This window comes from Pelomonas margarita (assembly GCF_043555875.1).
GTDB classification, from domain to species: Bacteria; Pseudomonadota; Gammaproteobacteria; order Burkholderiales; family Burkholderiaceae_C; genus Pelomonas; species Pelomonas margarita.
In genome coordinates, this window is the sequence record NZ_JBIGHW010000003.1 from 467,526 (window position 1) to 481,349 (window position 13,824).

Consider the following 13,824-nt stretch of genomic DNA (forward strand, 5'->3'; position numbering starts at 1 on the left):
TCAGGCCCTCCCCGCCAGTGCATCGGTGATGTTGACGCGCATCGCGCGCAAGGCAGGCAGCGCGCCCACCAGCAGGCCGAACAGCAGCGCCAGCCCCGTGCCGATCAACCAGCTCGTCAGGCCGGCGGCCGGCAGGTTCAGCGCGCCGCCGCTGCCTGCGCTGACGGCCGGGCCGATGACGCTGGCCAGCGCCAAGCCCACGACACCACCGATCAGCAGCAGCAGCACCGACTCGGCCAGCACCATGCTCAGCACGCTGCCGCCCGAGAAGCCCAGCGTCTTCAGCACCGCGATCTCGCCGGTGCGCTCGCGCACGGCCTGCATCATGGTGTTGCCCGCCAGCAGCAGCAATGTGAAGAACACGGCGCCCATGATGGACGTGACGATGAGGTTGATGTCGGCGAGCTGCCGCATCCACGCCGACATCGCGGCCTGCTCGGTCAACGTGCGGGTCTCGTGGTCGGAGTTGGCGGACAGTTCGTCGATGGCCTTGAGCACGCGGTCGGCCTGGTTCACGTCTTTGACACGCGTCACGTACCAGCCCACCTGGCCCTGATTCCACGGCGTCGTGTCGTCGAAGTACTTCCAGTTCAACAGGAACATCTGGTCGTAGAACGCGCCTGATTTCTTGTCGGGCACCTGGATGATGCCGACGATCTTGAACGGCCAGTTCTGACTGCCATTGCGGTCCGGGAAGATGGTGGACTGCATGGGGATCTGGTCACCCACCTTCCAGCCGAACTTCTTGGCCAGCCCCTCGCCGACGATGGCGCCGTCCTTGGTGTCGGCGAACGCCTTGCGATGCTCGGCCGACACCTTCATCTCCGGGTAGATGTCGATGTAGTTTGGCGACACGGCGAAGCTGAAGACCTGGTTCTCGGGCTTCTGGTAAGCCCCGCCAAACCAGTTGGCGTAGGCCACGTCCTTGACGCCGTCGATCTGCGCGATGCGCGCGCCCAGCGACATGGGCAGCAGCTGGATGAAGCTGATCTTGGCGCCCGTCTGCAGGCGCTGGGCGCCGTTGGCGCTCTGGCCCGCCTGGTCAAAACCCACGCGCACCGCGTCCAGCAGCCCGAACAGCAAGAAGGCCGTGACGATGGACACCAGCGTCAGGAAGGTGCGGCCCTTGCGCCTGAACAGCGCGGCCCAGATGAGGTGGAGGTATTTCATGGCGACCTCCGGCGCTCAGGCCACGGCCTCGGCGGCCGACACCAGCGTGCCCTTGTCCAGGTGCAGCGTGCGGCTGGCGCGGGCGGCGGCACGCGGGTCGTGCGTGACCATGACGATGGTCTTGCCATGCTCGCGGTTGAGCGCCTGCAGCAGCGTCAGCACGTCTTCGGCGCTCTGCCGGTCCAGGTCGCCGGTGGGCTCGTCGCAGACCAGCAACGTGGGGTCGGACACGATGGCCCGCGCGATGGACACGCGCTGCTGCTGGCCCCCCGACAGCTCGGTGGGCTTGTGCGAGGCCCGGTCGGCCAGCCCGACGAGCTGCAGCGCGATGGTGGCGCGCTTCCTGCGCTCGGCCGCCGACAGCTTGGTCAGCAGCAGCGGCAGCTCCACGTTCTTCTGCGCCGACAGCGTCGGCATCAGGTTGTAGAACTGGAACACGAAGCCCACCTTGGACGCCCGCCACCTGGCCAGCGCGCTGCCGCCCAGCTGATCGATGCGCTCGCCGCCCACGCTGATGGCGCCGCCGCTGGGCGCATCCAGCCCGCCCATCAGGTTGAGCAGCGTCGTCTTGCCGGAGCCCGACGGACCCATCAGCGCGAGGAAGTCGCCCTGCGCCACATCGAGGTTGATGCCGTGCAGCACCTCCACGGTCTGCTTGCCGCGAACATAGGCCTTGGACAGGTCCCGGACTTCGATCAAAGCGCTCATGCTCATTCCTTGTTGGCGACGTTTGAACCTGGCTTGAGGTCGGCAGGCGGCGACACGACGACCGTCTCACCGGCCTTCAATCCACGGGTGGCGAGCCTGAACTTGCCGACATCGTCACCGAGCGTCACGACGCGCCGCTCGGCCTTGCCGCCGGCCACCACGTAGACCACGGCGTTGCCCTTGGCTGGCTCCAGCCCGTCCTCGACGCGGACGGCAGCCGGCGGCACTAGCACGCCCGGCACCGGCTTCGCGTCCACTGCCGCCTTGGCCGCCAGGAAACTCACGCGCACGCCCATGTCGGGCACCACGCGCTCGTCCTTCTGCTCCAGCGCCACGCGCACCTTGACGGTCGCCTTGCCGCGGTCCGCACTCGGGATGACGGCCACCACATGGGCCGGGATGCGCCAGTCCGGGTAGGCGTCCAGCACCGCCTCGCAAGGCATGTCGGGCTTGACCTGCGCGATGTAGGACTCGTTGACGTCGACGTTCACCTCCAGCGAGTCCATGTCGACGATGGTGCCCACGCCAGTGCGCGTGAAGCCGCCGCCAGCGGACAGCGGCGAGATGATCTCGCCCACCTGCGCCGCACGCGCCGTAACGACACCGTCAAACGGCGCTCGCACGGTCGCGTAATCGAAGTTGACCTTCGTCTGGCGGGCCTGCGCCTGGGCGGCCTCGACCTGACGACGGGCGGCCTCCAGCTGCGCGGCATACGACTTCACGGCGGTCGCTGCCTGCTCGCGGGACTGGTGCGTCGTCATGCCACTGGCCGCCAGCTCGACCTGACGGCGCTCATTGGCCTGCGCCTGCTCCAGCTGCGCCTGCAATTGCCCCAGGTTGGCCTCGGCGGTGCGCACCTGCGCCTGCGCGGCGGCCATGGCCGCCTTCAGGCCGGTATCGTCCAGCCGCGCCAGCACCTGGCCCTTGCGCACCTTGAAGCCCTCGTCGATGAGCACCTCCACCAGCGTGCCGGTCATCTGCGCAGACACGGTGGCCATGCGCCGCGCCGTCACATAGCCGGTGGCCTGCAGCACCGCGTCGCTGCGCGCACCCTGGCCGTTGGCCCGCACGGCGACGGTCTCCACCGCCACGGGCCGGTTGGCCGCCAGCAGCCACCAGGCCCCGCCGCCCGCCAGCGCCAGCACGGCCGCGCCCGCCGCCACGCCCCACACCCAGCGCGACATGCCGCCGCCGTGGTCCTCGCGCTGCGCACCGTCGATGCGCAGGTCCTTCAGCAGTCCGGTGTCGATGACGCGCTCCCGAAAGTTTCCGCCCCGGTTTGGAACGAGGCGGATTCTGCACAGACAAGGCTGTCAGCGCCTCAGGGCTTTCGACGAACGGCGGCTGGCGCGGCTGAACAGCTGCCAGCCGGGGTGAATGGCGTCAGCTGGCCACCAGGCCGTTGCGGATGGCGTAGACCGTCAGCTCGGAGTTGTTGCCCAGGCCCAGCTTCTCCAGCACACGGGCGCGGTAGACGCTGACGGTCTTGGGGCTGAGCATCAGCTCCTCGGCGATGTCGGACAGGCGCTTGCCCGACGCGATCATCACCAGCGTCTGCAGCTCGCGGTCGGACAGCTTCTGGTGCGCCTGCTCGGTGACGGGCGCCGTCAGGCTCTCCACCAGCATCTGCGCGATCTCGGGCGTCACGTACTTGCGCCCCTGGGCCACGGTGCGCACCGCCTGCACCAGCGTGGCCGGGTCACCGCCCTTGTTGACGTAGCCATAGGCGCCCGCCTTCAGCGCGCGGATGGCGTACTGGTCCTCCGGGTACATCGACACGATCAGCGCGCGCAGCGGCGAGCCCTCGTCCTTCAGCACGTGCAGCACGTCCAGGCCAGAGCGGCCGGGCATGTTGATGTCCAGCACCAGCACGTCGCAGCTGTCCTCGCTGCCCAGCTTGTGCAGCAGACCGCGCAATTCGGTGTAGTCACCGGCCTCGCCGACGACCTGGATGTCGTCCGCATCGGCCAGCGTGTCACGGATGCCCCGGCGGATGAGGCCGTGGTCGTCGCAAAGGATGACGCGGATCATGCCCGGCTCCAGATGGAGTGGGCCGGCTCGACGCCGAAGTCGGTCGAGTCATCCAGCGCGTCGATGGCCTCGGGGTCCAGCGGCACGGTCAGGATGAGGCTGGTGCCCTGCCCTGGCGTGCTGGACAGATCCACCCAGCCGCCGACCGTCGCGGCGCGCTCGTGCAGGCCGCGGATGCCGAAGGATCGTTCCTTGGCCAGATCGGCCTCGGCCACGCCGCGGCCGTTGTCACGGATCTCCAGCGTCAGCACACCGGAGTCCAAGCTCAGCTCCAGATCCACGCGCGTGGCGCCGGAATGCTTGGACACGTTGGTCAGCGCCTCCTGCGCCGTGCGGTAGGCCACCAGCGGCACGCCCGGCGGCAACGCCAGGCGCTCCTCGCCGATGCGCAGGCCGGCCTCGATGCCGGTACGGCGCTCGAAACGCGCCGTCATCCACTGCAGTGCAGCCACCAGGCCCTGCTCCAGGATGGCGGGCCGCAGGTTGTGCATGATGCGCTGGCTGGCATCGATGGCCGCACTGACCGTCTCCAGCGCCGCTGCCACACGGGCGCGCACTTCGGGCGCCTGCGCGTGACGGTCTATCCAGGCCAGGTCGAACTTGATGGCAGTCAGCGAGCCGCCGACGTCGTCGTGGATCTCACGTGCGATCGCCGCGCGCTCCAGTTCCACGCTGGTCTGCAGGTGGCCGGCCAACTGACGCAGGCGCTGCTTGGAGCGCACCAGTTCCTCTTCGGACGCACGCCGCGCCAGTTCGCTGTCCGCAGCATCCACGGCATGCAGCAGGGCCGGCGCCAGCCGCGCCAGGTTGCTCTTCAACAGGTAGTCGGCGGCGCCGTTGCGCATGGCGGCCACGGCGGCGTCCTCACCGATCTCGCCGGACACCAGCAGAAACGGCGTCAGCAATTGACGATCCTTCACCGCCTCCAGCACCTGCAGGCCCGTGAAGCCCGGCAGGTTGTAGTCGGACACGATGGCGTCCCAGGGCTGGTCCAGCGCCACCAGCACGGCCGGTAGCGCATCCAGGCGCTGCATCTCGACAGCCACACCCGCACGGATCAACTGGGTCAGGATGAGCTGGTGGTCAAGGTCGGCGTCCTCGACATGCAACACCCGCAGGATCCGGCCCGTCTGCCCCACACCAGAAGTCGTCATGGGGCCGCAGTATGCCGTGACGTTGATGGGCAGCACGCAAGCCCGCTCAACGCACGCCAGACCGGTAATACCGCGCGTTCTCATGACATCTGCCGGTCGACAGCTGCCGAAAATGGCGTGAACATGCAATGATTGATTCGCCCTGATGGATCCGCAGGGTCATGTGACAAGAAGCAGCATCCCCTCGCGGAGACACGATGCAGACAGACAACCTCACCGAAGTCAAATTAGACGATGCCCTGACGGCCATGCCGCTGCTTGCAGCTGCAGAGCTGCAGGATCACCTGATGACGGTGACGAACGACCTTGAGCGGCTGCAGCGCCTGCTAGATGACGCGGGCGAGGCTCTGTCCACGCATTTCTACAGCGCGTCAAACCAAGCCATGTCGCTGCTCAGCGGCACCGACGGCGGCCCCGCTGCCGACGGGCTCAAGCACATCATGCAAGACATCGCCAGCGCCATCACCGCCCTGCAGTTCCAGGACATGGCCACGCAGTTGATCGCCCACACCAGCCAGCGCCTGCGCAACTGCGCCGACCAGTTGGCGCGCGACACCTTCGGCACGGACGACGAGGACGGCGCCGCCGTCGTCGAGATCGCGCCGCTGCGCCCCAACCCGGTCACGCAGGACGAGATGGACGCCGGCTCCATCGAACTTTTCTGAACCCCCGCTTCACAAGCCTCCCAGGCAAACTCTCTCTCGGAGAAAACTCAAATGCACTCAATCCTCGCTGTCGACGATTCGGCCTCGATGCGCCAGATGGTGGCCTTCACGCTCAAGAACGCCGGCTTCAATGTGGTGGAAGCAGTGGACGGGCAGGATGCCTGGGAAAAGTCCGGCCAGCGTGATTTCGACCTCGTGCTGACCGACCAGAACATGCCGCGCATGGATGGCATCAGCCTCACCAAGAAGCTGCGCGAGAACCCGAAGTTCAAGACCACGCCCATCCTGATCCTGACCACCGAGTCCAGCGACACGATGAAGCAGGCCGGCCGCGCCGCTGGCGCCACCGGCTGGCTGGTCAAGCCGTTCGATCCGGCCAAGCTGATCGAAGTGATCGGCAAGGTCATTCGCTGAAGCCGGTTTCAGGGGAGCACCAGCCATGGGTGACATGACCACCGAAGGCGCCAGCATCAGCGCTGGCATCGACCTCAGCCAGTTCTACCAGGTCTTCTTCGAAGAAGCCGGTGAGAACCTCGACAACATGGAGCAGTTGCTGCTCAACGTGAACGTCGAGGCGGCAGACGACGAGGAACTGAACGCCATCTTCCGCTGCGCCCACTCCATCAAGGGTGGCGCGGCGACGTTTGGCTTCAGCGACGTTGCCGAGCTGACCCACCAAATGGAGACGCTGCTGGACAAGCTGCGCCGCCATGAACTGCAACCCAACGCCGCCATGGTGGACGTACTGCTGCAGTCAGGCGACGCCTTGCGCGCGCAGTTGGGCCGTCATCAGGGTTCCGGCGCCGACCCGGTCGACACCGCCGACCTGCTCGCCAACATCAAGGCCTTCGTCGAGGGCGGCGCTGCACCTGCGGCGGCGGCCCCCAAGGCCGCCGCGCCGGCCCCCACGCCAACACCAGTCAACGCACCGGCCCCGGCAGACGCTGTGCCGGCTGGCACACGACTGCTGGAGCTGCAGGTCGGGCCGCTGTCCGATCCCAGCGTCGCAGACAACCTCGTTGACCTGTTCAAGGAAATCACCGACCTCGGCACCATCGAGCCGCTGGACGCCGGTCAGAGCTCGGACGGCATGCGCCGCTTCAAGGTCCTGACCGGTTCCAGCGACAACGACCTGCTGGACCTCTTCACCTTCCATGTCGCCCGCGAACAGGTCAAGCTGACGCCGCTGGGCCCGGGCTTCGGCTTCTATGACGGCGCACCCGGTGCACCGCCGGCAGAAGCGCCTTCCGCAGACCCCGGCTACGGCTTCTTCAGCGATGCCCCCGGCGTCCCCTCCGGCGCCACAGCGGAGGCGCCTGCTGCGGCACCAGTGACGACGGCCGCAATCGTTGCAGCGAGGCCTGCAGCCGCCCCCGCCAAGTCGGATGCCAAGCCGGCCGGTGGCGGCATGGACCAGACCACGCTGCGCGTCTCCATCGAGAAGGTCGACCAGCTCATCAACCTGGTTGGCGAGCTCGTCATCACGCAGGCCATGCTGGCCCAGAACAGCCGCGAACTCGACCCTGCGCTGTACCAGCAGCTGACATCCGGTCTTGCCGACCTGGAGCGCAACACGCGCGACCTGCAGGAATCGGTCATGTCGATCCGCATGATTCCGATGTCAACGGTGTTCAATCGCTTCCCACGCATGCTGCGCGACCTGGCTGCCAAGCTGGGCAAGAAGGTCGAACTGGTCACGCAAGGTGAAGCCACCGAGCTGGACAAGAGCCTGGTCGAGAAGATCACCGACCCGCTGACCCACCTGGTGCGAAACAGCTGCGACCATGGCATCGAGATGCCGGCCGACCGCCTCGCCAAGGGCAAGTCCGAGCAGGGCACGATCACGCTGGTCGCGTCCCACCAGGGCGGCAGCATCGTCATCGAGGTTCGCGACGACGGCCGCGGCCTGAACCGCGAGAAGCTGATCAAGAAGGCCCGCGAGAAGGGCATCGACGCGCCGGACTCCATGACCGACGCGGAATGCTGGGGCCTGATCTTCGCCCCGGGTTTCTCCACCGCCGAGCAGGTGACGGACGTCTCCGGCCGCGGCGTCGGCATGGACGTGGTCAAGAAAAACATCACCTCGCTGGGTGGCACGGTGGAGATCGACTCCGCCGAGGGCTACGGCATGAAGGTCTCTGTGCGCCTGCCGCTCACACTCGCCATCATGGACGGCATGAGCGTGGGCGTGGGCGACGAGTGCTACATCCTGCCGCTGTCCTCCGTCGTTGAGTCTTTCCAGGTGCAGGCCGACACCATCAAGACCGTCGCCGGCTCTGGTCGCGTCGTCGAGGTGCGTGACGAGTACATGCCCGTCATCGAGCTCGAGAAGGTCTTCGACGTGCCGCGCTTCGACTTCGAACATGTCAGCTCCATCATGGTCGTCGTGGAGGCCGAAGGCGGCCGCGTCGCGCTGCTGGTGGACGAGCTGCTCGGCCAGCAACAGGTCGTCGTGAAAAACCTGGAAGCCAACTACCGCAAGGTCAATGATGTGTCCGGCGCCACCATCATGGGTGACGGCCGCGTGGCGCTGATCCTGGACGTCGGCAGCCTCGTGCGCCGCTCGCGCCATTAACAACCCAACCAATACAGACAGAGAGGTTCGCATGGAAGCCAGCAACGTCCCCGCCCTTCGCCAGCCCGGCGCAGTGGCAGCCAAAGCCCACGGCCCCAAGAGCGGCGAATATCTGACCTTCCGGCTCGGTTCGGAGGAGTACGGAATAGACATCCTGAAAGTGCAGGAAATCCGCTCCTACGAGCAGCCGACCCGCATCGCCAATGCGCCCGACTTCATCAAGGGCGTCGTCAACCTGCGCGGTGTCATCGTCCCCATCGTCGACCTGCGCCTGAAGCTGAACTGCGCAACCGCTGAGTACAACAGCTTCACCGTTGTCATCGTGCTCAACGTGAAAAACCGCGTCGTCGGTGCCGTGGTGGACTCCGTGTCCGATGTGCTCGAACTGAACCGCGACGCCATCAGGCCGGCCCCGGAGCTGAATGCCGCCTCAGTCGACACCAGCTTCATCACGGGCATCGGCGCGGTGGGCGAGCGCATGCTGATCCTGATGGACATCGAGGGCCTGATGAGCAGTGCCGACATGGGCCTGATGGAAGCGGCCATCGCCGCCTGATACCTCGGAGAGGGGCGGTCACGCCCCCTCAGGCCGCTCATGCTCGCATGAACGGCAGCGGCAGTTCCTGTCCATGGCCATGGTCATGGCCATCGGGAGAGTCTCATGAGCCAACCTGCCCGCTCCATTGCCCGACAGGTGTCCATCTCCGGCGCCGCTGCGGTGGCGATAGTGCTGCTCATCGTCAGCCTGATCGTGGGCGCCATGTTGCGGCGAGCCTTGGACGAGCAGGTCCACGCCTGGGTCGGCGACAAGGCCGCCTCACTGGTCGATGCAATGGGGGCCATGGACGAGGTGGCCGCCAAGCAGACGCAGCGCAACTTCGGGTCTTTCCGCCAGGAATTCGGCCCCAGTTTCACGCTCGACGAGTCCACCGGTGACCTGCGCGACTGGGGGCCGAAACTCAACGGCAACTTCACTCAGGTCGACAAGTTCGCGGCGGCCAGCGGCGGGGTGGCGACGGTGTTCGCCGCCAAGGGTGCCGATTTCGTGCGGATCACGACGTCACTGAAGAACGAGAAGGGCGAGCGCGCGATGGGCACGCTGCTCGACCAGCAGAGCAAGGCCTACGCGGCCGTCACGGCCGGCAAGCCCTACACGGGCCGCGCGATGCTCTTCGGTCGCGCCTACATGACGCACTACGAGCCCGTAAAGGACGACGCCGGCAAGCTGGTGGGCATCCTGTTCATCGGCTATGACCTCGGTGCATTCGAAGCGGCAATGGACCGCATGGCCCTCGATGCCCGCTTCTTCGAGCACGGCGGCACCTACATCGTCAGCATGCCCAAGGACCCCGCCAAGGCGACGCTGGCAAGCCATCCCACGGCCAAGGGCAAGCTGCTGTCGGACCTTGCCCCGGGTCTGGCGCAGACGCTCGCCGAGCAGAAGGAAAGCGCCGTCATCCTCAAGGATGCGCCCGACGCGCTCGGCAACGGGAAAAGCGACAACTTCGCGGTGGCGCGCAGGAGCGACAGGACGGGCTACTGGGTGGTCTCCCAGGTGGCGCGCAGCGAAGCCCAGGCGGCGGGCCGCGCCATGCTCTGGTTCTTCTGGGGCGCGCTGGCCTTCACCGCGTTCGGCCTGGGCCTGGGCCTGCTGTGGCTGATGCGCCGCTGGGTGGCGCAGCCGCTGGCCGTGCTGCAGCGGGCCGTGGGCGCCATCGCCGATGGCGACCTGAGCCAGCCGGTCTCCAGCACCCGCAACGACGAGATCGGCGTGCTGATCCAGGACGCCGAGCGCATGCGCCAGCGGCTGGCCGACACCATCGGCACCGTGCGCCACTCGGTCGACAGCATAGGCACGGCCAGCACCGAGATCGCCAGCGGCAACCTGGACCTGAGCCAGCGCACAGAGCAAACGGCCAGCAACCTGCAGAACGCTGCGTCATCGATGAGCCAGCTCACCGGTACGGTGCGCCAGACGGCCGAGTCGGCCCAGACGGCCAACCAGCTGGTGCAGTCCGCCGTGTCCGCCGCCACCCGGGGCGGCGAGGTGGTGGGCCAGGTCGTCACGACCATGGACGAGATCAACACGGCCAGCAAGCGCATCGCCGACATCATCGGCACCATCGACGGCATCGCCTTCCAGACCAACATCCTTGCGCTGAACGCGGCCGTCGAGGCTGCCCGCGCGGGTGAACAGGGCCGCGGGTTCGCCGTGGTCGCCGGCGAAGTTCGCTCGCTGGCCGGCCGCAGCGCCGAGGCGGCCAAGGAGATCAAGACACTGATCGGCAACAGCGTCGAGCGCGTCGAGAACGGCAGTCGGCTGGTCGAGGCAGCCGGCACGACCATGGAAGAGATCGTCGCCAGCGTGCAGCGGGTGCAGGACATCATCGGCGAGATCAGCTCCGCCGCCACCGAACAGAGCGACGGCATCGCCACCGTCAACACCTCCGTCGTTCAGCTGGACCAGATGACGCAGCAGAACGCGGCCCTGGTGGAAGAGTCGGCCGCCGCTGCCGAGAGCCTGAAGGAGCAGGCCCAGCGCCTGATCGAGGCCGTGTCAGTATTCCGCGTGAGCGGCCACCAGACCCAGGCACAGGCCCGGCCGGCCACCGTGCGGCCCGCACCACCGGCGGTGAAGCCCCCTGCCCCAGCGCCCGCAGCAAGCCGCGCCGCGAAGGCGCCAGCCTCCCGGCCTGCGCCGGCCAAACCGGCTGCGACGACGCCCGTGCGACCGCCACCTCCCGCCGCAGCGCCCGCGGCCGACAGCGGCGACTGGGAAACCTTCTGATCCCACCAACGACAAGGCCCGCCATGAGCGGGCCTTGTTCTTGGCAGCAGTGCCCGCCGGGAGGCGGGCTGCGCGTCAGACGCGCTCAGACACCCAGGCCACCACGCTTTGCAGCGCCGCCGGCACACCGGCCGGCAACGTGCCGCCGGCCATGGCCAGGTCGGGCTTGCCACCGCCCTTGCCGCCCACCTGCTGAGCAACGAAGTTCACCAGCTCGCCGGCCTTGACCTTGCCCGTGCTGTCGGCCGTCACGCCGGCCGCGATCTGCACCTTGTCGCCGTCCACGGCGGCCAGCACGATGGCGGCCGTCTTGAGCTTGTCCTTGAGCTTGTCCATGGTCTCGCGCAGCGTCTTGGCGTCGGCGCCTTCGAGCCTGGCGGCCAGCACCTTGAGACCCTTCACGTCCACGGCCTGAGCCAGCAGCTCGTCGCCCTGGGCGGAGGCCAGCTTGCTCTTGGCGGCCGTCAGTTCCTTCTCCAGCTGGCGCACCTGCTCCAGCACGGCGTGCAGACGCTGGCCCAGCTCGTGCGGCGTGGTCTTGAGCGTCATCGCGGCGCCCTGCACCGTGGTCTCGAGCATCTGCAGATAGGTCAGCGCGTTGTCGCCGGTGACGGCCTCGACGCGGCGGATGCCGGCCGCGACGCCCGACTCGGCCACGATCTTGAACAGGCCGATGTCGCCTGTCGCCTTCACGTGCGTGCCGCCGCAGAGTTCCTTGGAGCTGCCGATGCTCAGCACGCGCACGGTCTCGCCGTACTTCTCGCCGAACAGCATCATCGCGCCGGACTTCTGCGCATCCTCCAGGGCCATGACCTGGGCGGACGCGCCCGCGTTGGCGAGGATCTCGGCGTTGACGAGGGCCTCGACTTCGCGGATCTCCTCGGCCGTCATGGGTGCGTTGTGCGCAAAGTCGAAGCGAGTGCGCTCCGCCGTCACCAGCGAGCCCTTTTGCTGCACGTGGGCGCCCAGCACCTCGCGCAGCGCCTTGTGCATCAGGTGGGTGGCGCTGTGGTTGCGCACGGTCTTGATGCGGCGCTCGGCGTCGACGCGGGCGGTGAAGACATCACCGACCTTGACCGAGCCTTCGACGACCTGGCCGTGGTGGCCGAACACGTCGGCCTGGATCTTCAGCGTATCGGCCACGACGACGCGCGTCGTGCCGTTGCGCAGGTCGCCGGCGTCACCTGCCTGGCCGCCGCTCTCGGCGTAGAAGGGGGTGTGGTCGAGCACGATGACGGCATCGTCACCGGCGTGGGCCGCGTCGACAGGGGCGCCATCGATGTAGATGGCCGTGACCTTGCTCGTCTCGCAGACCAAGTGCTCGTAGCCATGGAACTGGGTAGCCGCACCGCTGTAGGCCAGGCCTTGCGCCATCTTGAACTTGCCCGCCGCGCGGGCGCGGTTCTTCTGCTCTTCCAGCAGCTCATGGAAGCGCCCCTCGTCCACCGTCACGCCGCGCTCGCGGCAGACGTCGGCGGTCAGGTCGACCGGGAAGCCGTAGGTGTCGTGCAGCTTGAAGGCGGTATCGCCGTCCACGTTGCCGCCCTGGGCCAGCGCGCCTTCCAGGATCTCCATGCCGGTGGCGATGGTCTGGAAGAAGCGCTCCTCTTCCTGCTTCAGCACGTCGGTGACGCGCTTCTCGGACTGGCGCAGCTCGGGATAGGCATCACCCATCTCGGCGGCCAGCGCGGCCACCAGCTTGTGGAAGAAGGGCGTGCGCGCGCCCAACTTGTAGCCGTGGCGGATGGCGCGGCGAGCGATGCGGCGCAGCACGTAGCCGCGGCCGGCATTGCCGGGGATGACGCCGTCCACCACCGTGAACGAGCAGGCACGGATGTGGTCGGCAATGACCTTCAGCGACGGGCTGGCGGCATCGCAGTCACCGCCGCCGGCGGCGTCCACCGCCGACTTGGCGGCCGCCAGCAGATGGGCGAAGGTGTCGATCTCGTAGTTGCTGTGCACGTGCTGCAGCACGGCAGCCAGGCGCTCCAGGCCCATGCCGGTGTCCACCGACGGCTTCGGAAGGCGGTGCATGACACCGTCTTCCGTTCGGTTGAACTGCATGAAGACGTTGTTCCAGATCTCGATGTAGCGGTCGCCGTCCTGCTCAGCCGAGCCCGGGGGGCCGCCGGCCACGTCGGGGCCGTGGTCGTAGAAGATCTCGGTGCATGGGCCGCAGGGGCCCGTGTCGCCCATCATCCAGAAGTTGTCGGACATGTAGCGCGCGCCCTTGTTGTCGCCGATGCGCACGATGCGCTCCGCGGGCACACCCACCGTCTTGTTCCAGATCTCGTAGGCCTCGTCGTCTTCCTCGTAGACGGTGACCCACAGCTTCTCGGCTGGCAGCTTGAAGTGGACGGTCAGCAGCTCCCACGCGTAGGAGATGGCGTCCTTCTTGAAGTAGTCGCCAAAGCTGAAGTTGCCCAGCATCTCGAAGAAGGTGTGATGGCGCGCCGTGTAGCCGACGTTGTCCAGGTCGTTGTGCTTGCCGCCGGCACGGATGCACTTCTGGCTGGTGGTGGCACGGGTGTAGGCGCGCTTGTCAAAGCCCAGGAACACGTCCTTGAACTGATTCATGCCCGCGTTGGTGAACAGCAGCGTCGGGTCGTCACCAGGCACCACGGGGCTGGAGGCGACGATCTGGTGGCCTTTCGACTCGAAGAACTTCAGAAAGGTCTGGCGGATCTCGGCGGCTTTCATTCAGCGGCTTCCTGTGGAAATGGGCGGTGACAA

11 protein-coding genes are annotated in these 13,824 nt (G+C 67.3%); 5 read left to right on the forward strand and 6 right to left on the reverse strand.

All coding sequences use genetic code 11. The features are described from left to right. From ACG0Z3_RS08220 to ACG0Z3_RS08240, 5 genes are all read right to left on the reverse strand, one after another. A complete protein-coding gene (locus tag ACG0Z3_RS08220) occupies positions 1-1,170 on the reverse strand; it encodes an ABC transporter permease (protein ID WP_394396790.1) in 1,170 nt (389 codons plus the stop codon). Positions 1,171-1,185: 15 nt separating this feature from the next. Further along, positions 1,186-1,884 (reverse strand): ABC transporter ATP-binding protein, encoded by a 699-nt coding sequence (locus tag ACG0Z3_RS08225; RefSeq protein WP_394396791.1) that lies wholly within the window; start codon positions 1,882-1,884, stop codon positions 1,186-1,188. After that, a complete protein-coding gene (locus ACG0Z3_RS08230) occupies positions 1,881-3,062 on the reverse strand; it encodes an efflux RND transporter periplasmic adaptor subunit (protein WP_394396792.1) in 1,182 nt (393 codons plus the stop codon). Before ACG0Z3_RS08230 ends, ACG0Z3_RS08225 begins: the two co-directional genes overlap by 4 nt. Positions 3,063-3,261: 199 nt before the next feature. Continuing rightward, a complete protein-coding gene (locus tag ACG0Z3_RS08235; protein ID WP_268165306.1) occupies positions 3,262-3,909 on the reverse strand; it encodes a response regulator in 648 nt (215 codons plus the stop codon). After that, positions 3,906-5,063: a hybrid sensor histidine kinase/response regulator gene (locus ACG0Z3_RS08240; RefSeq protein ID WP_394396793.1), complete on the reverse strand. Its 1,158-nt coding sequence runs from the start codon at positions 5,061-5,063 to the stop codon at positions 3,906-3,908. Before ACG0Z3_RS08240 ends, ACG0Z3_RS08235 begins: the two co-directional genes overlap by 4 nt. A 197-nt stretch (positions 5,064-5,260) precedes the next feature. Between ACG0Z3_RS08240 and ACG0Z3_RS08245 the strand changes: the two genes are divergently transcribed. From ACG0Z3_RS08245 to ACG0Z3_RS08265, 5 genes are all read left to right on the forward strand, one after another. Continuing rightward, positions 5,261-5,728: a hypothetical protein gene (locus ACG0Z3_RS08245; protein WP_394396794.1), complete on the forward strand. Its 468-nt coding sequence runs from the start codon at positions 5,261-5,263 to the stop codon at positions 5,726-5,728. A gap of 51 nt (positions 5,729-5,779) precedes the next feature. Further along, entirely contained in the window at positions 5,780-6,142 is a 363-nt protein-coding gene (locus tag ACG0Z3_RS08250) for a response regulator (protein ID WP_268165303.1), read from the forward strand. Positions 6,143-6,167: 25 nt separating this feature from the next. Continuing rightward, on the forward strand, positions 6,168-8,303 hold the full coding sequence (locus ACG0Z3_RS08255; protein WP_394396795.1) for a chemotaxis protein CheA: 2,136 nt from the start codon (positions 6,168-6,170) through the stop codon (positions 8,301-8,303). A gap of 31 nt (positions 8,304-8,334) precedes the next feature. Next, a complete protein-coding gene (locus ACG0Z3_RS08260) occupies positions 8,335-8,859 on the forward strand; it encodes a chemotaxis protein CheW (protein ID WP_394396796.1) in 525 nt (174 codons plus the stop codon). 105 nt (positions 8,860-8,964) lie between these two features. Further along, positions 8,965-11,091, forward strand: a complete 2,127-nt coding sequence (locus tag ACG0Z3_RS08265; protein WP_394396797.1) for a methyl-accepting chemotaxis protein — start codon at positions 8,965-8,967, stop codon at positions 11,089-11,091. 75 nt (positions 11,092-11,166) lie between these two features. Here ACG0Z3_RS08265 and alaS read toward each other — a convergent pair whose 3' ends face one another. Next, a complete protein-coding gene (gene alaS / locus ACG0Z3_RS08270) occupies positions 11,167-13,791 on the reverse strand; it encodes an alanine--tRNA ligase (RefSeq protein WP_394396798.1) in 2,625 nt (874 codons plus the stop codon). Positions 13,792-13,824 lie beyond the last annotated feature (33 nt).

Excerpts from the sequence above, each read along its gene's own strand:
- ACG0Z3_RS08245 (WP_394396794.1), top strand. The coding sequence starts at position 5,261 with ATGCAGACAGACAACCTCACCGAAGTCAAATTAGACGATGCCCTGACG.
- alaS (WP_394396798.1), bottom strand. The coding sequence starts at position 13,791 with ATGAAAGCCGCCGAGATCCGCCAGACCTTTCTGAAGTTCTTCGAGTCG.
- ACG0Z3_RS08250 (WP_268165303.1), top strand. The coding sequence starts at position 5,780 with ATGCACTCAATCCTCGCTGTCGACGATTCGGCCTCGATGCGCCAGATG.
- ACG0Z3_RS08235 (WP_268165306.1), bottom strand. The coding sequence starts at position 3,909 with ATGATCCGCGTCATCCTTTGCGACGACCACGGCCTCATCCGCCGGGGC.
- ACG0Z3_RS08225 (WP_394396791.1), bottom strand. The coding sequence starts at position 1,884 with ATGAGCATGAGCGCTTTGATCGAAGTCCGGGACCTGTCCAAGGCCTAT.
- ACG0Z3_RS08220 (WP_394396790.1), bottom strand. The coding sequence starts at position 1,170 with ATGAAATACCTCCACCTCATCTGGGCCGCGCTGTTCAGGCGCAAGGGC.
- ACG0Z3_RS08260 (WP_394396796.1), top strand. The coding sequence starts at position 8,335 with ATGGAAGCCAGCAACGTCCCCGCCCTTCGCCAGCCCGGCGCAGTGGCA.
- ACG0Z3_RS08265 (WP_394396797.1), top strand. The coding sequence starts at position 8,965 with ATGAGCCAACCTGCCCGCTCCATTGCCCGACAGGTGTCCATCTCCGGC.
- ACG0Z3_RS08240 (WP_394396793.1), bottom strand. The coding sequence starts at position 5,063 with ATGACGACTTCTGGTGTGGGGCAGACGGGCCGGATCCTGCGGGTGTTG.
- ACG0Z3_RS08255 (WP_394396795.1), top strand. The coding sequence starts at position 6,168 with ATGGGTGACATGACCACCGAAGGCGCCAGCATCAGCGCTGGCATCGAC.
- ACG0Z3_RS08230 (WP_394396792.1), bottom strand. The coding sequence starts at position 3,062 with ATGTCGCGCTGGGTGTGGGGCGTGGCGGCGGGCGCGGCCGTGCTGGCG.